The sequence below is a fragment of the Salinifilum ghardaiensis genome (assembly GCF_054491345.1).
Genome location: NZ_CM137101.1, coordinates 3108196 through 3129029, shown reverse-complemented (window position 1 = coordinate 3129029; position 20834 = coordinate 3108196). Strand labels below are relative to the sequence as shown.

The following is a 20834-nucleotide window of genomic DNA, read 5'->3' as shown; positions in this document are numbered from 1 at the left end:
TCAGAAGCACATGCATGCAACAGACGTCTATTCGCGTGCGCGATTCCGGAGGAGCGGCCGTGCCGACGCAGGCCCCCGCTTCCGCGAATTCCCAAGAATATGTGCACATGCGGGAATTTTCGCCGCCGCACGAGGTTGACCCGGCGCGGAACAGGGGATACGTTGCTTGCATGCAAGAGACAGCGGTCAGTGGTACCGCCGTGCCGTCGAGCGGGAACGGTGCTCAGGCCCGCGTGCTGGACGGCTTGCGGTACGCCATCGTGAGCGGGGCCTACCAGCCCGGGCAGCTGTTGTCCGAGACGGCACTGGCTGCTGAGTACGAGGTCAGCCGCACGCCGGTGCGGGAAGCGCTCAAACAGCTGCAGATCGAGGGGCTGGCGGAGATCCGTCCGCGAGTGGGGACGTTCGTGCGGATCCCGACCCGTCGCGAGATCGTGGAGCTGTTCGAGCTCAAGGAGGTCCTGGAGGGGATGGCCGCCCGCCTGCTGGCGGCCCGCGGGCCGGTGCCCGTGCTCGACCACCTCGAGGAGAACATCGCGAAGTCGGAGCGAGCCGTCGCGCGGGGGGACACCGACGACTACTCGGAGCTGGTCCACGAGTTCCACGGTCTGCTCGTCACCGGAGCCGACAGCACCCGGCTCAGCGCCCACTACCAGACGCTGATGAACCAGCTGGCCTACCACCGCTTGGTCTCGGCGTCGCTGACGCGTCCGGGGCGGCTCGGCGACTCGTTGTCCGAACACCGGCGCGTCCTCGAGCTCGTTCGCGAGAAGGACGGTTTCGGCGCGGAATTCGCCATGCGCGACCACGTTCGGTCCAGCGAGCGGGCGACGATGTCCGCCGAGGACCCGATCACCGGTGGTGACCCACCCAGGGAGGAGTTGTAGCGATGCGGTTTTCCATCTTCCACAACGTCGGAGCACCGGGACGGTTGCACGACGTCGCGGGCGTCTTCGACGAGATGCGCGAGGTGGCCACCCTCGCCGATGCGGCCGGTTACCACTCGATCTGGTACACGGAGCACCACTTCGGGCACGAGGGTTTCGAGCTGGTCCCGAACCCGGTGCTGATGGGCACCGACATCGCGGCCCGCACCTCGCGGATCCGGATCGGTCAGGCAGCGAACATCGTGACGTTCTGGAACCCCCTGCGGCTGGCCGAGGACATCGCCATGCTCGACCAGCTCTCCGGCGGCCGGGCGGAGGTCGGAGTCGGGCGCGGCCTGTACGGGCGCGAGGCCATGAACCTCAATCCGGCCGCGGATCCGCGGGACGCCGAGCAGAACCGGGCCCTGTTCGACGAGACGCTCGAACTCCTCCGCAAGGCGTGGAGCGGTGACTTCTTCGAGCACCAGGGGCGGTTCCACCAGATCCCCGCGCCGGGGATCTCCTGGAACCACCCGCTCTCCCCGGCGTCCCCGGAGTTCGCGGCAGAGGACGGCACCATCACGAAGCTGCAGGTCGTCCCGCAACCGCTGCAGCGCCCGCACCCGCCGCTGTCGCAGGTGATCGACTCCCCCCGGTCGATCGAGAGCGCGGCCCGGGCGGGGATGAAGGGGATCTTCTGGATGCCACCGGTTTCCGAGCTCAAGAACCGGTTCGCCCTCTACCGGGACGCGCTGTCGGAGGCCACCGGGAGCGCGCAGCCGCTCGGCGAGGGTCTGTCGCTGGTGCGCGACGTCTACGTCGCCGACACGATGGAGCAGGCGCGCGCCGATTTCGAAGAGGCCCTGCTGACCTCGTACCGGTGGGTCTGCCACTGGCGCGGGCTGGGCAACCTGAGCGGTCCCGACGAGGACATCACCGGGCGGGACCTGGACTACGACTTCCTCGCCGAGCGCAACCTCCTCGTCGGAACCCCGGACTTCGTCGCCGAGAAGATCCACGAGCTCAACGACGAGCTGAACCTGCAGGACCTGATGCTGTGGACGACGCACCCGGGCATGGAGCACCGCAAGGCGATGCGCAGCTTCGAGCTCTTCGCCGAGAAGGTCATGCCGCAGTTCTCCGGGGAGAACGCATGAGCGGGGAATTCCGCCGGATCGTCACGCTCGTCGACGAAACGCTGCACGAACTGGGCGAACCCGTGCGGAACCCGACCCGCCGAGCAGCCGCCGTCGCGGTGCTGGCCAACCCGTGGCTCGGACGCGGTGTGCAGGACGACCTCTCGGGGGAGTCCGAGCGGTTGGCGCCGCGGGTCGCGCACGCGCTGTCCGATCGCCTGCTGGCGGCCCTGGGCGGCACCGCCTCCGTCGAGGCGTTCGGCAAGGCCGCGATCGTGGGGCTGGACGGCGAGATCGAGCACGCCGGTGCGCTGATCCACACCCCGTACTTCGGCGACGTGCTGCGCAACCGCACGCGCGGAGAATCGATCATCGTCTTCTCCGACCAGCGGGCCGCGGCCGGGGAGACGCTGAGCGTTCCGCTGTGGCACAAGGACCACGCGGCCACGCGCTCGCACTACCAGACGTTTCCCGTGCGGGTCCCCGACGGTCCGCGGCCGGGGGAGATCGCCGTGATCGCCGCGGCATCGGACGGACCTCGCCCGAACGCCCGCATCGGGGACCGGAAGACCGACGCGGCGGTGGATGACGCCGTCCTCACCCGATCCGATCTGGAGCACGTCTCATGAGCACCTCCATCCGCAGCATCTCGACCACGATCGACGAAACCCTCACCGAAGGCGGCCGTCCGGTCGACCCGGCCGCCCGGGTCGCGGTCGTGCTCGCGGTGATCGAGAACCCTTGGGCCGGAAGGGGTTTCGTCGACGATCTGGGGCCGGGCATCGATGCCGCCGCCCCGGACCTGGGCAAGCTGCTCAGCGATCGCGTCGTCACGGCGCTCGACGCACCCGTCGAAGCGTACGGCAAGGCCGCGATCGTCGGCTTGGACGGCGAGATCGAGCACGGCTCCGGCCTGATCCACACCCTCGAGTTCGGCGATCACTTCCGCGCGGCGGCGCAGGCGAGCACGCTCCTGCCGGCGGTGGAGAAGCGCGCCGCGGCCGGCACGGTCTTCGACATCCCGCTGAAGCACGTGACGGACGCGACGACCCGCTCGCATCACCAGACCGCGGAGGCGCGGCTTCCCGACGCCCCGCGGGCGGACGAGATCGTCATCGGCCTCGCCGCTGCTGCGCAAGGGCGTCCGCAAGCGCGGCTGGCCCCGCTGGCGAACGAGTCGTGAGCGGACCGGCCGAAGTGGTGCTCCTGCACGGCGTGGGGCTGGACCGCACCATGTGGGAGCGCGTGGAACGCATCGTGGCCCCGCGCTGCGCGGTCCGCGCCCCGGACCTGCTCGGGCACGGGCGAGCCCCCGACGCGGAACCGGGCACGACGCTCGCCGACCTCGCCGCACCGCTGCACCAGGTGGTCCCCGGATCCACCCCGGTCCACCTGGTCGGGTTCTCGCTCGGCGCCCTGGTGGCCACGCGGTTCGCGCTGGACCACCCGGAGCGGGTGGCTTCGCTGACCCTGGTCAGCGGTGTGGCGGGCCGGTCCGCGGAGGAACGGGCCGCGGTGCGGGACCGCTTGGCAGCAGCCCGCCGGGATCTTCCGGAGACGTTCGAGGCGGCCGTGCAGCGCTGGTTCTCACCGCAGTGGCGAGCTGCGGAACCGGAGCTGGTGGAGCGGGTGCGCGCCGTGCTGCGGGCGAACCGCCCCACTTCCTACCTGGCCTGCTACGCGGTGTTCGCCGAGGCCGACGCCGAGTTGTGGCCGAGCCTGCCGCACCTGTCGCCGCGGGTGGCTGCGCTCACCGGAGCCGGCGATCCGGGATCCACGCCGGAGATGTCGGCGGCGGTGGCGGATCGCGTGCCGCGGGGGCAGTGGACCGCCGTGCCCGGTGCCCGCCACCTGCTGCCGCTGGAGTGTCCGGGTGCTGTCGCCGACGCGATCCTGGCGAACGTCGGCGGCCGCCCGCTCGTATGCCCATCAGGAGCGTGACAACGATGACCGCACTTGCATCTTCGCCCGAATCCGCAGCGCAGGAACACCGACTTCCCCGGTACGAGCACTACATCGGCGGCGAGGAGGTGCCGCCCGCGGAGGGGGAGTACTTCACCAGCGACAACCCGGCCACCGGCCAGCCGTGGTACGAGGCAGCTCGGGGCAGCTCCGCAGACGTGGAGCACGCCGTGGGCGCGGCCAGGCGAACGTTCGAATCGCGTGCTTGGCAACGACTCTCGCAATCCCGGCGGGGTGCTCTGCTGCGTCGCGTCGGTGAGCTGATCGCCGAGAACGCGGAGGAGCTCGCGCGCACCGAGACCACCGACAACGGCAAGCTGCTGCGCGAGATGAAAGCCCAGCTCGCCGGAATTCCGGAGTACTACCACTACTACGCGGGCCTCGCCGACAAGATCCACGGCGAGACCATCCCCGCCAGCAACGTCGACGTGCTCAACTACACCCTGCGGGAACCCGTCGGGGTGGTCGGAGCGATCACCCCGTGGAACTCGCCGCTCCTGCTGACCACGGCGAAGATCGCCCCGGCACTGGCCTGCGGCAACACCGCGGTGATCAAGCCCTCCGAGTACACCAGCGCCTCGATGCTGGCGCTGGCGCCGCTGTTCGAGCGGGCGGGCTTCCCGCCCGGGACCGTCAACGTGGTCACCGGATTCGGCTCCGGTGCCGGTGCACCGCTGGTGGACCACCCCGACGTCGGCAAGCTCTCGTTCACGGGCAGCACCGCGACCGGTGCGTGGATCGCCGAGCGCGCCGGCAAGCGGCTGGTCCGGGCCGGCCTCGAACTCGGCGGGAAATCCCCGCAGCTCGTCTTCGCCGACGCCGACCTGGCCAGCGCCGCCAACGGCGTCATCGCCGGGATCTTCGCCGCTGCCGGGCAGACCTGCATCGCGGGGAGCCGGGTTCTGGTGCACCGTTCGGTGCACGACGAACTCGTGGCCCGCGTGGTCGAGCGCGCGGGCACGATCCGGATCGGGGACCCGGCGGACCCGGAAACCGAACTGGGACCGCTCGCGACCCCGGCGCAGCGGACGAAGGTGGAGGAGTACGTCGCCGCGGCCCAGCAGGAGGGCGGGACCCTCGCCTACGGCGGCGGCCGCCCCGAGACCGGGCTCGGCGGGTGGTTCCACCAGCCCACCGTGTTCACCGGGTTGGGCAACGAGAGCCGCACCTGCCAGGAGGAGATCTTCGGCCCGGTCGTCGCCGTCATCCCCTTCGACGACGAGGACGAGGCGCTCCGCATCGCCAACGACACCAGCTACGGCCTGGCCGCTGGCATCTGGACCAAGGACCTGGGGCGGGCGCACCGCGTCGCGTCCGCGCTCGACGCCGGCACGGTGTGGGTCAACATGTACCGCGCCATGTCCCCGATGTCGCCGCGCAGCGGCTTCAAGAGCTCCGGCCTCGGCGTCGAGCACGGTACCGAGGTGGTCCGCGAGTACACGCGCCTGAAGAGCGTGTGGATCAACACCAGTGACGAACCCGCAAGCGATCCGTTCGTGATGCGGTCCTGATTTCGAGGAGGCCCCGATGACGGAACTGACCCCGACCGTGGGCACCGACGGTGCCGTCGACGAGACCGGACTCCGCACCGCCTTCGGGCGCTTCCCCAGCGGCGTCACCGCAGTGTCCGCACTGGACGGGAGAGGCGCTCCGAGCGGCATCGCCGCGAGTGCGTTCGTCCCGGTGTCGCTGGATCCGCCGCTGGTGGGCCTGTGCGTGCAGCACACGTCCACCACGTGGCCCGACCTGCAGCTGCGCCCGCGCATCGGGCTGTCGGTGCTCGGGGATTCGCAGAACCGCGCGTGCCGCCAGCTCGCCGCCCGCAGCGGTGACCGCTTCGCCGGGCTGAGCTGGCAGGCCACGGACGACGGCGCCGTGCTCCTGCACGGAGCGACGACGTGGCTGGACTGCGCCGTGGAGAGCACCGTCTCGGCCGGGGACCACGAGGTCGTCCTGTTCCGGGTGCACCGGCAGTGCGTCCACCCGCAGCACGGACCCCTGGTGTTCCACGCCAGCAGCTTCCACGCCCTCTCCGGTTTGGAGGAGGTCTCGTGAGCGCCGGAGCGCTCGTGGACGACCGGTGCGCGGACGACGCGCTCGGCACCGTCGAGGACGCCCTGAGGTCGTTGCGTTCCGGCCGCCCCGTGCTGGTGGCCGACGAGCGGGAACCGGATCGGCCGGTCCACGTCGTGCTGCCGGCGGCGTTGGCGGAGGTGTCCTGGGTGGCGTGGGCGGTCCGGTACACCTCGGGCCTGCTGTGCGCCGCGCTGCCGGAAGACCGGGCCGACGGGCTCGACCTTCCTCCGATGGTGCGGCCCGGTCGTTCCCCCCGCGCCGCGTACACCGTGGCGGTCGACGCCGCCTGCGGTGTCACCACCGGCATCAGCGCTTCCGACCGGACCCGCACGGCCCGCGTGCTGGCCGACCCGCACTCCGGGCCCGGTGATCTCGTGCGCCCCGGGCACGTGCTGGGGCTGAGAACGGGGACCGGGGGACTCCTCGGGTGCCGCGGATTCGCCGAGGCGGCCGTCGACCTGTGCGCGTTGGCCGGTCTCGCCCCGGTCGGGATCGTCTCCGCCGTGGCCGATCCACCCGAAGGGGCGGAGGGCATCGCTGCGCTCGCGCAGCAGCACGATCTGCCGGCCGTGACGGTGGGAGAGCTCGTCCGGTACCGGCTCTTCCGCGGCGACGGCCTGCGGGGGAGGGTGCAGCGCGGAACGCGGCGCAGCGTCTCCACGCTGCACGGGCAGTTCGACGTGATCGACTACCGCGATCACATCACCGGTGCCGAGCACCTCGCACTCGTCGGCCCGCCCTCGCCCGTCGGACGGCCGCTGGTCGCGGTCCACCGCGAGTGCCCCACCGGTGACGTCCTGGGCAGCCCCGCCTGCGACTGCCGCCGCCGCTTCGACGAAGCCCTGGCCGACACCGCTGCGCACGGCGGTACGGTCGTCTACCTCCGCCACGGTTCCCGGGACACCGGCTCCGCAGCCGGGGCGGACTGCGGTGGTGCGGCGGCTCCGACAGCGGTCGAGGACGGGGCAGCGGCGGCGATCCTGGCAGATCTGGGCATGCCCGGAGCTCGGCTCCGGCGCGGAACCACCGCGCCACCTCCGGCGGGGGGCCACCGCGCACCGGACTTCGGGGTGAGCGCTGCGGACCCGGGCTCGCGCGCGGGGTGACCGCCCGCACGAGCGGGCCGGTGCCTGCCACGACGGCGCGGGTGCCGGCCGTCCTACCTGCTGCGGCAGCGGTGACTACAGCTCGAACCCGGCCGGGAACGGGTCGGCGGGGTCCAACATGTACTGCGCCGTTCCGGTCACCCACGCCCGCCCCGTGATCGTCGGGACCACGGCGGTGTTCCCCGCGACCTCGGTCCGCTCCACCAGTCGACCGGTGAAGGTCGTCCCGATGAAGGATTCGTTGACGAAGTCGCTGCCGAGGTCGAGCTCCCCGCGCGCGTGCAGCTGGGCCATCCGGGCGCTGGTTCCGGTCCCGCACGGGGAGCGGTCGAGCCAACCTGGGTGGATCGCCATCGCGTGCCGCGAGCGCCGGGCGGTCGAACCCGGTGCCTTGAGGTAGACGTGGTGGCAGCCGCCGATCTCCGGCCGCGCCGGGTGCACCGGCGGATTCTGCTCGTTGATCGCGGTCATGATCGCCGTCCCGGCGTCGAGCAGGCGCTGCTTGGCGGCCCGCTCGAACGGCAGGCCGAGGTCCTCGAGGTCGACCACGGCGTAGAAGTTGCCGCCGTAGGCGATGTCGTAGGCGACCTCGCCGAAGCCATCGACCGCGACCGACTGGTCCAGCGCCAGCGAGAACGCGGGCACGTTCCGGATGGTGACCGCCTCCGCGTGCCCGTCGGCGACGGCGACCTCGGCGGTGACGAGCCCGGCGGGGGTGTCGAGCCGGATCGTCGTGACCGGTTCGGTGACCGCCACCATGCCCGTTTCGACCAGGACGGTCGCGGTCCCGATCGTCCCGTGCCCGCACATCGGCAGCAGCCCGGACACCTCGATGAACAGGACGCCGCAGTCGGCGTCGGGCCGGGTCGGCGGCTGCAGGATGCTGCCGCTCATCGACGCGTGGCCGCGCGGCTCGCACATCAGCAGCGTGCGCAGGTCGTCGGAGTTCTCCGCGAACCACTGCCGCCGCTCGGCCATGGAATCGCCCGGGAGGACCCCCACACCGCCGGTGACGACCCTGGTGGGCATGCCCTCGGTGTGCGAGTCGACGGCGCTGATGACTCGGGTGGTCCGCATGCTCGTCCCTCCTGGGAAGCCCGTCCTGCGCGTCAGCCGTGGTGCTCGCCGCCGAGGGGATCGTGCAGCTGGGCGGCGACTTCGCTCGCGACGACGAGGTCCTCCCAGGACATGCCGACGCCGGAGAACACCGCGGGGCGGCCCGCGTGCCGGGTGAGGCGCCCGGTGGCGAGGTCGGCGAGGTTGGCCACGTCGATGCGCTCCCACTCCGCCGCCGGCCGCGCTGCCAGCAGGTTGCCCCCTTCGCGCATCGCCGACGCCCTCCCCTCGACCGCGACGTCCGCGCGCCGGAGCAGCGCCGGCGGCAGCTCGTGGTGGTCGGGACCGTGCGCTCCGACGGCGGCGACGACGGTGTCCGGGCCGACGAGCTCGTCCGCGAACAGCGGCGTCGGTGAGGAGGTGGCGCAGACGACGACCTCGGCGTGCCGGACGTCGTCCCGACTTCCGGCGCGTGCGCCGATCCCGTCGGCCTTGCAGCGCGCCGCGAGCTCGCGGGCCGCCTGTTCCCGGCGGCCGATGAGCACGACTTCGCCGGGGGCGATCACCTCGTGCAGGCAGCGGGCGTGGCGCTCGGCCTGCGGGCCGGTGCCGAACACGACGAGCCGCTCCACCCGGTCGCGGTCCCCGGCGGCGAGCATCTGCCGCACGGCCAGCGTCGTGGCCGCCGGGGTGCGGACGAGGGTCAGCTCCACCGCGTCCATCAGCGCCACCGGCGCGAGGGTCGCGGAGTCGAACAGCACGTACACGCCCTGGATCTTCGGGAGCCCCGCCGCCGGGTTGCCCGGGGCGACCGTGGCGACCTTGACCGCGGCCCGCTCCGCGAGGGCGGTGGGCATCAGCAGGAACTCGCCGTTCGGGGCGGGAGCGGACAACCGGGGGGTGTCGGATTCGGGGTCGACGGAGCCCGCGCGCAGCGCATCGCTCATGAGGTCGACGGCTCGCGCGCTGGAGACGAGCTCGGTGATCTGCTCGGCGTCGACGTAGGGCAGCCGGGTGGTCACGTCGGTCCTTTCGTCGCGGGCGGGTGGAGGTGCGGTGGCTCGACCGCGCTGCTCGGCGCGGGCGGCACCGCGGTCCCACGTCCCGGCGGGGCGGCTCAGCGGTAGCCCTTCGCCAGCACCGCCTTCGTGCCGGCGACGACGCGCTCGGCGACCTCCGGTTCGAGCGGGCGCCGCGGCGGGCGGCATCGTCCGCCCCGGCGGCCGGCGGTGTCCATGGAGAGCTTGATCGCCTGGACGAACTCGGTCTTGGAGTCCCACCGCAGCAGCGAGTGCACGTCGCGGTAGAGCGGCATCGCCCGCTCCAGGTCGGCCGGGTCGCCCGAGGTGGCCAGGTCGTAGATCCGGCGGCTCACGTCCGGCAGCGCGTTCGGGTAGCCGGCGATCCAGCCGACGGCCCCGGCCAGTCCGAGCTCGACGAGGACGTCGTCGGTGCCGACCAGCAGGTCCAGCTCGGGCGCGAGCTCGGCGATCTCGTAGGCGCGCCGCACGTCGCCGGTGAACTCCTTGACCGCGACGATCGACCCCTCGGCGTGCAGCTCGGCGAGGAGGTCCGGCGCGAGGTCCACCTTGGTGTCGTACGGGTTGTTGTAGGCCACGATCGGCAGCCCGACCCGCGCGGCGGCCCGGTAGTGCTCGAGCACGGTGCCCCGGTCGGCGCGGTAGGCGTTCGGCGGCAGCAGCAGCACCGTCCGGGCACCGGCCTCGGCGGCCTGCTCGATCCAGCGGCAGGCCTCCAGCGCGCCGTACGCGGCCACGCCCGGCATCACTCCGAACCCCTCGGGCGCGGCCTCGATCGCGGTGGTGACCACGCGGGCGCGCTCTTCTGCGGTGAGCGTCTGGTACTCGCCGAGCGATCCGTTCGGCGCGACGCCGTGCATCCCGTGCTCGGCGAGCCACCCCACGTGCTCGGCGAATCCGTCGTAGTCGACGGACAGGTCGTCGTGGAACGGCAGCGCGGTGGCGACGTGGATGCCGCGCCACGGCTCGTGCTGAGAAGTCATGGCCCCTCCTGATCGGCAGCGGGCAGCGGAATGCTATGTGACATTGCACTGGAGCGGCAAGGCCCGGAGGGTCCGCGCCGGAGGTGCAACGTCACATAGCATCGCCGGCGATGCAGTTGTCCCGGAGGTGTGCCCAGTGACGATGTCGAACATCAGCCGGGTGGATCGCGTCAACCTGCGCGACCGCGTCGCGCACGCCCTGCGGGCTTCCATCATCTCCGGCGAGCTCGAGCCCGGTGTCGTGTACTCGGCGCCCTCGCTGGGGGCCCGGTTCGGGATCTCGGCCACCCCCGTGCGCGAGGCGATGCAGGACCTGGCGCGGGAGAACCTCGTCGAGATCGTGCGGAACAGGGGCTTCCGCGTCACCGAGATCAGCGAGAAGGACCTGGACGAGATCACCCAGCTCCGACTGCTCATCGAACCCCCCGTGGTGCGCGCCGTGACACCGTCGATCCCGGACGAGGACCTGTCCCGCCTGCGGGGGATGGCGCAGGCGATCGTCGACTGGGCCGCGGCGGGGGACCTGGTCGAGTACACCGAGGCCGACCGCCAGTTCCACCTCGAACTGCTCTCGTACGCCGACAACACCCGGATGCGGGAGCTGGTCTCGGACCTGCGGGCGCACACCCGGCTGTACGGGCTGGCGTCGATGCTCGAGCGGGGCGAGCTGGAAGGCGCCGCGCGGGAGCACCTGACGATCGTCGACACCATCGAGTCCCGCGACGAGTCCGCCGTGGAATCGGTCATGCGCGAGCACATATCGCAGACCCGGGGGCGGTGGGCCAAACCGGCCGACGGCGGGCCGAACCCGCGGTGAGGGCGTCCTCCCCTCCGGCGCGTCCGTGTTCTCGTGATCGTTCCGACGAGTGATGAACTCGTCCGGCTGTGGCGTCCGGGGCGGACGGCGACGAAGGTGATCAACTCGGAAGGGGAGGAAGCCGAAGAACCGCACTGGAGCCCGCATGCCATCCACCACGAACGAGCGAGCGCGCAGGCCCGCGCGACGCCGCAGCGGTCCCCGCGTCCTCGGTCTGGCAGCGGTGTCGCTGCTGACCGCGGTCTCGTTCCCGGCGCTGTCCACGACCCCCGCCCGGGCGGCCGACTGCGATCCCCGGGACCGGGAGTGCCGGGTGAACAGGTACCTGGACGGGATCCGCTCCCAGCCGGAGGAGCTCGCCGAGTTCGCGCGGGCCGTGCCCAAGGGCGGGGACCTGCACAACCACCTGGTCGGGGCGGTGTCCACCGAGTCGCTGATCCGCTACGCGGCCGAGGACGGTCGCTGCATCGACGCCCGTACCCTGGCCTCCTCGCCCGGACCGTGCGAGACCGGCCAGCGCCCGGCCTCCGACGCGCGGAGCGACCCGGCGTTCCGCCGCGAGGTGATCGAGGCCTGGTCCATGGAGGGCTTCGAGCCGGGCGGGCCCGAGTCCGGGCACGACCACTTCTTCGCCACGTTCGGCAAGTTCTCGGCCGCCGCGGAGGGGCGGACCGGGGACATGCTCGCCGAGGTCGCCACCGACGCCTCCCGGCAGAACCAGTTCTACGTCGAAACGCTGTTGTCGCGCCAGCACGACGGGATCCAGGACCTGGTGGACCGGGTCGGCTTCGACCCGCACACCACCGCGGACTTCCGTCGGCTGCGGCGGGAGCTGCTGCACCACGGCTTCGACGACGTCGAGGACGCCGCCGTCCGCCGGACCGACCGGGACGTCGACCGCGCGCGCGAGCTGCTGAACTGCGGCACACCGCGCGCGAAGCCGGGCTGCGACGTGGAGGTCCGGCTGGACTACCAGGTCGCCCGGGCGCAGGACCCGGCGAACGTGTTCACCCAGTTGCTGCTGGGGTTCGAACTCGCCCAGGACGATCCCCGGTTCGTGGGGCTGAACATGGTCCAGCCCGAGGACGACCCGGTCTCGCTGCGGGACTACACGCTGCACATGCGCATGATCGAGTACCTGGGCGAGCACTACCCCGGCGTGCAGGTCACGCTGCACGCCGGGGAGCTGGTGCCGGGGCTGGTCAAACCCGAGGACCTGACCTTCCACATCAACCAGGCCGTCAGCGTCGCCGGGGCCGACCGGATCGGGCACGGCGTCGACCTGCAGCACGAGCACGACTGGCGTTCGCTGGCGCAGCGCATGGCCGCGGACGACATCGCCCTCGAAGCCCCGCTGACCAGCAACTGCCAGATCCTGCGCGCGTGCGGGCCCGAGGAGCACCCGCTGCCCGCGTACCTGGAGCACGACGTGCCGGTCGCGCTGTCCACCGACGACCCGGGGGTCTCGCGCAGCGACATCACCGCCGAGTACCGGAGGGCGGCCGCCCGCTTCGGGCTGAGCTACTCGCAGCTCAAGGACAGCGCGCGCGCCTCGCTGGAGTACGGCTTCATGCCCGGGGAGAGCCTGTGGGCCGATGCCGACACCTACCGGATGAGGCCGGAGTGCGCCGCGCCCGCACCCGGCAGGGGCGCTCCGGTCGCCTCCTGCGCCGAGCTGCTGCGCTCCAGCACCAAGGCCCGGTTGCAGTGGCGGCAGGAGGTGGCGTTCCACGCGTTCGAGGCGCACTACGCGCACCGCGACCGCGCAACGATCCCGGGCTCGAACGGGGAGTGAAGCAACGGGCGACGGTTGGTGATCGTCCGTGCGGGGGATACGGTGTTCGTCATCTCCATGTGGTGATCGGGATCACGTTTCCGAGCTGCGCCGGTGGCAGCACGCGGCCCCGCGCAGGCCGTCCGGACACCGGCACTCCGTCCGAGCGTCACGCCGAAAGGAACTCGATGACCGGGACCTGGCCTTCGATACTGCCGCCGCTGCTCGCGATCGGCCTCGCCCTGGTGACCCGCCAGGTCATCCCCGCGCTGTTCGCGGGCATCTGGCTCGGCGCCTGGTTGCTGGGCGGAGCGACCCTCGCCGGGGTGGGCACGTCGCTGGTCGACACGGTCGGTGTGCACATCGTCGACGCGCTGGCCGACCACGACCACATGATGATCGTGGTCGCCACGCTGATGATCGGCGGGATGGTCGGCGTGATCCGCCGCAACGGCGGCACCGACGGCATCGTGAAGGTGGTGACGCACTGGGCGTCCACGCCGCGGCGCGGCCAGGTCGCGACCGGCGGCCTCGGGTTGGCCATCTTCTTCGACGACTACGCCAACAGCCTCGTCGTGGGCAACACGATGCGCCCGATCACCGACCGGCTGCGGATCTCGCGCGAGAAGCTCGCCTACGTCGTCGACTCCACCGCGGCGCCGGTGGCCACGATCGGTCTGTTCACCACCTGGATCGGGTACCAGGTCGGCCTGATCGGCGACGCCGTCGGCAAGATCGGACTCGAGCAGGGCGCGTTCGCCGTGTTCGTCAGCTCCCTGCGCTTCGCCTTCTACCCGGTGCTGGCGATCCTCTTCGTGTTCGCCATCGCCGCCAGCAGGCGTGATTTCGGACCGATGGCGCGCGCCGAGCGGCGCGCTCGGGAGACCGGTGCCGTGCTGCGCCCGGGGTCGAACCTCGGATCGGGCGGCGAGGTGGAAGCCGAGCTGAAGCCCGCCGAGCACACACCGCGCCGCTTCCTCAACGCGCTGCTGCCGATCCTGGTCCTGGTGGTGACGACCTTCTCGGGGCTGCTCGTCACCGGCTCCGGTGATTCGGTCCTCGCGCGGATGGGTGCGGGCGATCCGTTCGCCTCGCTGGTGTGGGGTTCGTTGCTGGCCGTGCTGGTGGCGACCGCGATGAGCGTGGGGCAGCGCATCCTGACGCTCGCGCAGGTGGTGGACGCTTGGTTCGCGGGCGTGAAGTCCGTGCTGTTCGTGGTCATCATCCTCTCCGCCGCCTGGGCGCTGTCCTCGCTGACCGAGGAGCTCGGCACGGCGGAGTTCCTGGCCGGAGCGCTCAGCGATGCCCTGCCCGCCTCCCTGCTGCCGGCGATCCTCTTCGTGCTGGCTGCGGCGGTCGCGTTCGCCACCGGAACGAGCTGGGGAACCATGGGCATCCTGACGCCGCTCGCGGTCCCGCTGGCGTGGGCGCTGCTGCAGGCCCAAGGCGAGGCGGCGGCAGGTGGGCACCCGATCCTGTACGCGAGCGTGGCGACCGTGCTCGCCGGTGCCGTGTGGGGGGACCACTGCTCGCCGATCTCGGACACCACCGTGATCTCCTCGCTGGCCTCGGAGTGCGACGTGGTCGACCACGTGCGCACCCAGCTGCCGTACGCGCTCTACGTCGGGGCGATCGCGGTCCTGCTCGGGCTCGTACCGGTCGGATTCGGCGTGCCCTGGTGGGTGGCGTTCCTGCTGTCGATCGGCGTGATGCTGGTGGGGCTGCGCTTCCTCGGCAAGCGCGGCCCGGACGCCGGGCACCAGGACTCCACCGCCGGGACCGGTGACGCCTCCGAGGACGGGACCACCCCGGCTGCGGGATAGCCGGGGCCGGGCGTCCGGGTCCGCGCTGCCCGGACGCCCGGTCCCCCTGTGGCGGCGAGCACCGGCGTGCGGGGTGACGTTCACCGGAACCGAGCGGGCTCAGGTCGTTGGTCGGCGGTGAGCGCGGCGATAGGCTCGCACGGAGCACGATCCGTGCCCGTTCCCCGCCAGGAGTGCCATGCCGCGGTCCGATACCTCCGCAGCCGTGTTCGTCTCGGAAGAGGTGCGCTCCGCCCTGCAGGCGGGGCGACCTGTGGTGGCGCTGGAGTCGACGATCTTCACCCACGGGTTGCCGCATCCGCGCAACCTCGACGTCGCGCTGCACGCCCGGCAGCAGCTCCGCGACGCCGGCGTGGCTCCGGCGACCGTGGGCGTCGTCGACGGGGTCGCCACGGTCGGGCTCTCCGAGGACGCGCTCGAGCGCCTGGGCACGATGGACGAACCCGCCAAGATCAGCGCGCGCGACCTGCCGGTGGCCGTGGCCAAGGGGCTCGGTGGCGGAACCACCGTGGCGGCGACCGCGTTCCTGGCGCACCGGGCCGGTGTCCCCGTGTTCGCGACGGGCGGTCTCGGCGGGGTGCACCACGGCGCGGCCACGACGTTCGACGAATCCGCCGACCTGGTGGCCCTCGCGCGCACACCGCTGGCCGTCGTCAGCGCCGGCGTCAAATCCGTCCTCGACGTCGGCGCCACGCTGCAGCGGTTCGAGACGCTGAACCTCCCGGTCGTCGGTTACGGCACCACGCGCTACCCCGGTTTCTACATCACCGACTCCGGGCACGGAATCGAGCACTCCGCTGCGACTCCCGAGGAGGTCGCCGCCGTGGTCGCCGCCCGCGACGCGCTCGGGCTCCGTGCGGCCCTGCTGGTGGCCAACCCGATCCCCGCAGAGCAGCAGCTCCCACCGGAGGAGCACGACAGGTTGCTGGCCGAGGCCTGGGCGGCCGCCGACCGGGAGAACATCACCGGCCAGGACATCACGCCGTACCTGCTCGAGCACCTCCGGCGCGCCTCCGGCGGTCGCAGCCTCGACGTCAACATCGCCGCCTACCGCAACAACATCGCCGTCGCCGCCGACATCGCCGCCGCCATCGCCGAACGCAGGTGAGGGGAGGGGCATGCTCGGTGTGGTGGGCGACCTCCTCGAGGACGTGGTGGTGCGGTTGGACGAACCGTTGCAGCACGCCACCGACACGGCGGTGGCGGTCCACCGCACGCGCGGCGGTAGCGGAGCGAACGTCGCCGCCCTCGCGGCATCCCGCCATCCCACGCGCTTCCTGGGCTGCGTCGGCACCGATGCCGCGGGTGACGCGCTCGTCGCGCAGCTGCGGCAGGAGGCCGTCGACGTCGCCGTCCAACGCAGCGGCACCACGGGGACGGTGGTAGTCCTCGTCGACGACCGGGGTGAGCGCACCATGCTGCCCGACCGCGGCGCGGCGGTGCTCCTCGAGGACGTCGACCCGGCGTGGACCGCCGACCTGGAACACCTGCACCTGCCCGCCTACTGCTTCGCCGCCGATCCGCTGGCCACCACCGCGTGCGAACTGGTGCGGCGCGTGCACCGGCAGGCGGCCGCGGTGTCGGTGGACGCGTCCTCCACCGGAATGCTGCGCCACTACGGTGCGCAGCGCTTCCTCGCGCTGATGGCCGAGCTCGACCCGGCGTTGCTGTTCGCCGACCGGGACGAGGCGGAGTTCCTGGGACTCATCCGGTACTCCCGACCGGGTCCGGCGTTGTTCGAGCTGCCGAGGACCACCGCGGTGGTCAAGAACGGTCCGCGGCCGACCACCGTGCTCGTGCCGGGGAGGGGCCCGCTGCGGGTGGCGGTGCCGCCGGTGGGGGGAGTGCGCGACCTCACCGGCGCAGGCGACGCGTTCGCAGCCGGGTTCCTGACCGCGCGCCTGCAACGGGCCGGTCTGCGCGCCGCCTGCGAAGCGGGCCACGCCACCGCTGCGCGAGTGCTGAGCTCGCCCGGGGCCTCAGCCGACCCCGCTGCACCCTGATGGCAGGTGGTCGGGTCGGGGGATCCTGCCGGCCGCGACCACCGCTCGCCGCTGGGGGAGCGTTCGCGACCCGATCTCCTCGTTCGCGCTGCCGCGCCGCGGAGCTCGGATCGGTGGTGTCGCAACGGGATTACGCCCATCGGCTGGAACATCTCGGCAACCACGGGGACGACCGCTGGTCGTGCTTGACGGTGCGGAGCCCCCGTGACAACGTCGCAACGTCAGTGATCATGAAATGAGAGCAGCGACGACCCTCCATCGCACGGGTGGTCGGTGAGACGGTCCGGGAGGCGAAGGCGCTGGTGGAACGGCGTGTACGAGCCACCGGTGGACTCGTGCGATCCCGCTGTTCCGCCTGGAGTTCCCTTCGCGGGCGGCAGCGTTGATCCGCTCCGCCCGGCAGGAAAGGAACCGGTGGCATGTCGCAACGTCCCTCTCCCGATTTCTGGGACGTAGTCGTCGTCGGTGCTGGTCCGGCAGGAACTTCCGCTGCCAGAGCCGCTGCCGGGCGCGGTTGCGCGGTGCTCCTCCTTGAGCGGGACGGGATTCCGCGGTACAAGACGTGCGGTGGTGGGCTGGTGGGCGGTTCGCTGGAAGCGCTTTCGCCCGGCACGGAACTCAACATCTACGACGAGGTGCGGCGCGTCACGCTGTCCATGAACGGGAAGTCGCCGAAAACGCTGCCTTCGCGGCCGCCGTGGGCGAAGATGGTGTTCCGGGACGAGTTCGACGCGGCGTTGGTGGAAGAGGCCGCACGAGCGGGTGTTTCGATCCGCGACGGGACAGCGGTGAAAGGCGTGGAGCTGGGCGGTGGCGAAGTCCGCTTGCGGTTGAGCGGTGGCGACCAGGTGCGAGCCGGTGCCGTCGTCGGCGCGGACGGCAGTGCCAGCCGCATCGCGAAGTTCGTGGGCGTGCAGTGCCGACAGGTCGACCTGGCCCTCGAGGCCGAAGTCCCCGTCGACGGTGCAACCGAGAAGGCCTGGAGCGGCCGAGCTCTCTTGGAGTGGGGACCGCTGCCGGGGTCGTTCGGCTGGGTGTTCCCCAAGGGGGACATCTGCACGGTCGGGGTGGTCGGCAGTCGCGGATCGCCGGACGCGACCCGCGGTTACATGCGTGAATTCCTCGACCGCCACCACTTCGCGGACATCGAGCCGGTGCGCAACACCGGGCACCTGACGCGCTGCCGCTTCACCGAGTCACCGCTCGCACGGGGGCCGGTCCTCGTGGCGGGCGATGCGGCAGGACTGGCGGATCCGTGGCTCCGCGAGGGAATTTCGTTCGCCCTGCGTTCCGGGAAGATGGCGGGGCGTGCCGCGGCTTCGCTGGCGGGGTCCGCGCGCGAAGCCGACGTGCGCACCGAGGGGGAGAGGTACCACCGGGAAGTGGACTCCGAGCTGGGGGCGGAAATGCGCGCGAGCGAACGATTGGCGCGGATTTTCACGCGGCACCCGGCGCTCGTGCACACCGCTCTCACCCGGTTCCCGCTGGTGTGGCGACGAGTGGACGACTACCTCACGGGACGGGCGACGATCCCCGAGGTGCTGAATTCTCCGCTGTTCAAACCCGCGGTGGCGGCCATGTCCGCGGTGAGTTAGTTCTGGCCTGGTTGCCCGGGCGGTCAGCCTCCTCCATTCGACGTCCGATCGAGGCGCGCACCTCCTCGCAGCACGTGCGGCGGACCCGTTTCCGCGCTGCGCTCCGCAGGTGGTGCACGGCATCGTAAGACGGGTATCCGAGCCGGACAAATACGCGTTCGCGAAGGATTCATATCCATATCGCAGCAGCGGAGGCCCGGACCGGTTCAGCGCCCGGACGAGGGCACGTTCCTAGGTGGAACCCGGACAAATGTCCGGTGCGGCGGCGTGCACGTGGATGCCAGTGTCCGCACACCTCAACGGCCGCGATACCGATCCTCCGGAGATCGCAGGGCAGTCTCCCTCGCGTTGTCGAGCTGCTCCCGTCCGGAGGGCGGATTCCTCGCGCGGTTGGAATCCCGCTGATCTCAACGTCGATGGAGACGCGATGCCCGAAAACAATCCGGATCAGCTCAACGCGAAAAGACAGCGGAGCACTGTCCGCTGGGTGGTCCTCCTGGCGGCGATGACCCTCGTCTTCGACGGTTACGACCTGGTGGTCTACGGCACCGTCGTACCGACGCTCCTGCACGACCCGAGCCAGCTCGGGGCGCTGACGCCCGCCCAGGCGGGGGCGCTCGGCAGCTACGCGCTGGTGGGCGTCCTGGTCGGCGCGCTCACCGCGGGAGCGATCGGCGACCACATCGGTCGCCGCCGAATGGTCCTGACCAACGTCGTCGTCTTTTCCACAGGTATGGGAATCACGGCGATGGCCACGAACATCGCGGTGTTCGGGCTGTTCCGGTTCATCACCGGAATCGGTGTCGGTGCGCTGGTGGCCACGGCCGGCGCCGTGGTCGCCGAGTTCGCCCCGGCCCAGAAGCGCAACCTGCTCAACGCCGTCGTCTACAGCGGTGTTCCCGCCGGTGGTGTGCTCGCCTCGGTGCTGGCCATCGTGGTCACCGACGCGGTCGGCTGGCGCGGGTTGTTCTGGATCGGCGCGCTGCCGCTCGTCACGCTGCTCCCGCTGGCCTGGGCCAAGTTGCCGGAGTCCCCGCGCTGGCTGCACTCCCGCGGGCAGGTCGAACGCGCTCGGGAGATCTCCCGGAAGACGGGCGTTCCGCTCCCGTCCCCCGCGCAGCAACCCGCGGAGGACGCGAACGGGGGGAAAGTGGGATTCGCCGCGCTGGCGACCCGGCGATACGCGTGGCCGACCTTCCTCCTCGGGCTGATGAGCTTCTCGGGTCTGCTGCTGACCTACGGGTTGGACACGTGGCTTCCGGAGATCATGGGGCAGTACGGTTTCGGCGAGTCGTATTCGCTGCTGTTCCTCCTCGTGCTCAACCTCGGCGCGATCTTCGGCAGCATCATCGCGTCGCAGACGGCCGACCGGATCGGGGCGAAGCAGGTCATCGCGACCACGTTCGGGCTCGCTGCGATCTCCCTGTGCCTGCTCGCGCTGGAACTGCCGCTCGTCGTGCTGCTGGCAGGGGTGGCGATCGCAGGATTCGGCACGATCGGCACCCAGGTGCTGGTCTACGGGCTCGTCTCCAACTACTACGGGACCAACGCTCGCGCGGCGGGCGTGGCGTGGTGCGCCGGGTTCGGCAGGCTCGGCGGCATCGCCGGTCCCGTCCTCGGCGGCGTCCTGATCGGCATGGGACTGGGCGGACAGCTCGCCTTCGTCCTGTTCGGCGGGATCGCCCTGCTCGGGGCGCTGGTGACGCTGCTGGTTCCGCGCAACCGGTCGGGCGCCGAACTCGCCGGGGCTTCGCCGGAGGCCGCCCCGGCTCCGACGCGGTTGTGATCTCCGGCGCGACGCACCGCCGCTGAAGGGCCCGGGGCATCGGTCGGGGCGGACTTCCGCCCGGGCCGATGCCCCTTGCGGGCGACCGCGGATCGACCTCGCCGCGGACGCACCTGCCGGGCGGTTCGGCGGTGTCGGCTCACGGGTGCCGCTCCCCGGGTGATCCTCCTGCCGGGTCGAGGTCGTGGTCGGGATCGGGCCGAAGGTGGAACACGGGAAGCTCCCGCCCGGAGAGCCGGGTGTAGGTCTCGTACGGTGGCCAGGTCTCCAGCGCGATCGGCCAGCTGCGGCTCCGTTCGTGCCCCGTCAACAGCACGGCCCGCACCGGGAAGGTGGCGCCGTCGAGGGTCACCGCAGCACGGGGCTCGCACCGCAGGTTGAACGTCCACTGCGGATGGTCGGCGCGGCCGCCGTGCGATCCGAGGACGAGGTAGCCGCCCTCGTGCGGCGTGTAGATCAGGGGCACCGCGCGGGGCGAACCGCTCCGGGCCCCGGACGTGTGGAGCAGGAGCAGGGGGATGCCGAGCGCACCGGTGATGCTGCGCCGCCCCTTGCTGCGGAGGAGGAGGGCGCGCTCCGCGGGTGCGAGCCGCAGCGCCAGTTCACCTGCCCACCTGTGGTGGCTCAGGCGCCGGGCCAGCCGGGTCAGCGGACGCAACGTTCGCGCTCCGCGCGGAGGACGGGGCGTGCGAGCGCGGCACCTGGCCGAGGCGTCAAGTGCCCGTCCGGTCGACGCTGCGTGGGATGTCTCAACGGTCCCTCCTCGAACGGAGTATTTTCGATCTTCGCGGGGCCCTACTACGTTTCCAGC

The 20834-nt window shown here is 71.7% G+C and carries 19 protein-coding genes; 15 read left to right on the top strand and 4 right to left on the bottom strand.

Annotated features, from left to right (window positions below):
• Positions 1-170: 170 nt before the first annotated feature.
• Genes ACVGV0_RS14225 through ACVGV0_RS14190 form a run of 8 tightly spaced genes read left to right on the top strand, consistent with a single transcriptional unit; the run spans position 171 to position 7146 of the window.
• Positions 171-887 (top strand): GntR family transcriptional regulator, encoded by a 717-nt coding sequence (locus tag ACVGV0_RS14225; protein WP_459156158.1) that lies wholly within the window; start codon positions 171-173, stop codon positions 885-887.
• A 2-nt stretch (positions 888-889) separates the two neighbouring features.
• Positions 890-2023, top strand: coding sequence for an LLM class flavin-dependent oxidoreductase (locus ACVGV0_RS14220; protein ID WP_459156157.1), 1134 nt, complete (start codon positions 890-892; stop codon positions 2021-2023).
• Complete coding sequence (locus tag ACVGV0_RS14215; protein ID WP_459156156.1) at positions 2020-2631, top strand: amino acid synthesis family protein; 612 nt, start codon at positions 2020-2022, stop codon at positions 2629-2631. Before ACVGV0_RS14220 ends, ACVGV0_RS14215 begins: the two co-directional genes overlap by 4 nt.
• Entirely contained in the window at positions 2628-3185 is a 558-nt protein-coding gene (locus ACVGV0_RS14210; RefSeq protein ID WP_459156155.1) for an amino acid synthesis family protein, read from the top strand. The genes ACVGV0_RS14215 and ACVGV0_RS14210 overlap by 4 nt, the downstream gene beginning before the upstream one ends.
• The gene (locus ACVGV0_RS14205) at positions 3182-3943 is read left to right on the top strand and encodes an alpha/beta fold hydrolase (protein WP_459156154.1); all 762 of its coding nucleotides are present in this window, start codon (positions 3182-3184) and stop codon (positions 3941-3943) included. The genes ACVGV0_RS14210 and ACVGV0_RS14205 overlap by 4 nt, the downstream gene beginning before the upstream one ends.
• A 5-nt stretch (positions 3944-3948) precedes the next feature.
• On the top strand, positions 3949-5475 hold the full coding sequence (locus ACVGV0_RS14200) for an aldehyde dehydrogenase (RefSeq protein ID WP_459156153.1): 1527 nt from the start codon (positions 3949-3951) through the stop codon (positions 5473-5475).
• Between the two features lie 16 nt (positions 5476-5491).
• The gene (locus ACVGV0_RS14195) at positions 5492-6019 is read left to right on the top strand and encodes a flavin reductase family protein (protein WP_459156152.1); all 528 of its coding nucleotides are present in this window, start codon (positions 5492-5494) and stop codon (positions 6017-6019) included.
• Positions 6016-7146 (top strand): 3,4-dihydroxy-2-butanone-4-phosphate synthase, encoded by a 1131-nt coding sequence (locus ACVGV0_RS14190; RefSeq protein WP_459156151.1) that lies wholly within the window; start codon positions 6016-6018, stop codon positions 7144-7146. Before ACVGV0_RS14195 ends, ACVGV0_RS14190 begins: the two co-directional genes overlap by 4 nt.
• Before the next feature lie 75 nt (positions 7147-7221).
• On the opposite strand, the gene ACVGV0_RS14185 is transcribed toward ACVGV0_RS14190, so the two are convergent.
• The 3 genes from ACVGV0_RS14185 to ACVGV0_RS14175 all read right to left on the bottom strand — a co-directional run bounded on the left by ACVGV0_RS14185 (position 7222) and on the right by ACVGV0_RS14175 (position 10225).
• Positions 7222-8223 carry a proline racemase family protein gene (locus ACVGV0_RS14185; protein WP_459156150.1) on the bottom strand — a complete coding sequence of 334 codons (1002 nt, stop codon included), beginning with the start codon at positions 8221-8223 and terminating at the stop codon, positions 7222-7224.
• 32 nt (positions 8224-8255) lie between these two features.
• Positions 8256-9224, bottom strand: coding sequence for an ornithine cyclodeaminase family protein (locus tag ACVGV0_RS14180; protein ID WP_459156149.1), 969 nt, complete (start codon positions 9222-9224; stop codon positions 8256-8258).
• A 95-nt stretch (positions 9225-9319) separates the two neighbouring features.
• Entirely contained in the window at positions 9320-10225 is a 906-nt protein-coding gene (locus ACVGV0_RS14175; protein ID WP_459156148.1) for a dihydrodipicolinate synthase family protein, read from the bottom strand.
• Positions 10226-10367: 142 nt separating this feature from the next.
• Here ACVGV0_RS14175 and ACVGV0_RS14170 point away from each other — a divergent pair, with 142 nt between their 5' ends.
• From ACVGV0_RS14170 to ACVGV0_RS14140, 7 genes are all read left to right on the top strand, one after another.
• On the top strand, positions 10368-11042 hold the full coding sequence (locus tag ACVGV0_RS14170) for a GntR family transcriptional regulator (protein WP_459160016.1): 675 nt from the start codon (positions 10368-10370) through the stop codon (positions 11040-11042).
• A gap of 145 nt (positions 11043-11187) precedes the next feature.
• A complete protein-coding gene (locus ACVGV0_RS14165; RefSeq protein WP_459156147.1) occupies positions 11188-12837 on the top strand; it encodes an adenosine deaminase family protein in 1650 nt (549 codons plus the stop codon).
• Between the two features lie 167 nt (positions 12838-13004).
• Entirely contained in the window at positions 13005-14639 is a 1635-nt protein-coding gene (locus tag ACVGV0_RS14160; protein ID WP_459156146.1) for a Na+/H+ antiporter NhaC family protein, read from the top strand.
• A 178-nt stretch (positions 14640-14817) separates the two neighbouring features.
• Positions 14818-15747: a pseudouridine-5'-phosphate glycosidase gene (locus ACVGV0_RS14155; RefSeq protein ID WP_459156145.1), complete on the top strand. Its 930-nt coding sequence runs from the start codon at positions 14818-14820 to the stop codon at positions 15745-15747.
• Between the two features lie 10 nt (positions 15748-15757).
• Positions 15758-16642 carry a carbohydrate kinase family protein gene (locus ACVGV0_RS14150; protein ID WP_459156144.1) on the top strand — a complete coding sequence of 295 codons (885 nt, stop codon included), beginning with the start codon at positions 15758-15760 and terminating at the stop codon, positions 16640-16642.
• Positions 16643-17061: 419 nt separating this feature from the next.
• Positions 17062-18237 (top strand): geranylgeranyl reductase family protein, encoded by a 1176-nt coding sequence (locus ACVGV0_RS14145; RefSeq protein WP_459156143.1) that lies wholly within the window; start codon positions 17062-17064, stop codon positions 18235-18237.
• A 427-nt stretch (positions 18238-18664) separates the two neighbouring features.
• Positions 18665-20023, top strand: coding sequence for an MFS transporter (locus tag ACVGV0_RS14140; protein WP_459156142.1), 1359 nt, complete (start codon positions 18665-18667; stop codon positions 20021-20023).
• A gap of 139 nt (positions 20024-20162) precedes the next feature.
• Here the strand turns inward: ACVGV0_RS14140 and ACVGV0_RS14135 are convergent, their stop codons facing one another.
• On the bottom strand, positions 20163-20681 hold the full coding sequence (locus tag ACVGV0_RS14135; RefSeq protein ID WP_459156141.1) for a nitroreductase/quinone reductase family protein: 519 nt from the start codon (positions 20679-20681) through the stop codon (positions 20163-20165).
• Between the last annotated feature and the right edge of the window lie 153 nt (positions 20682-20834).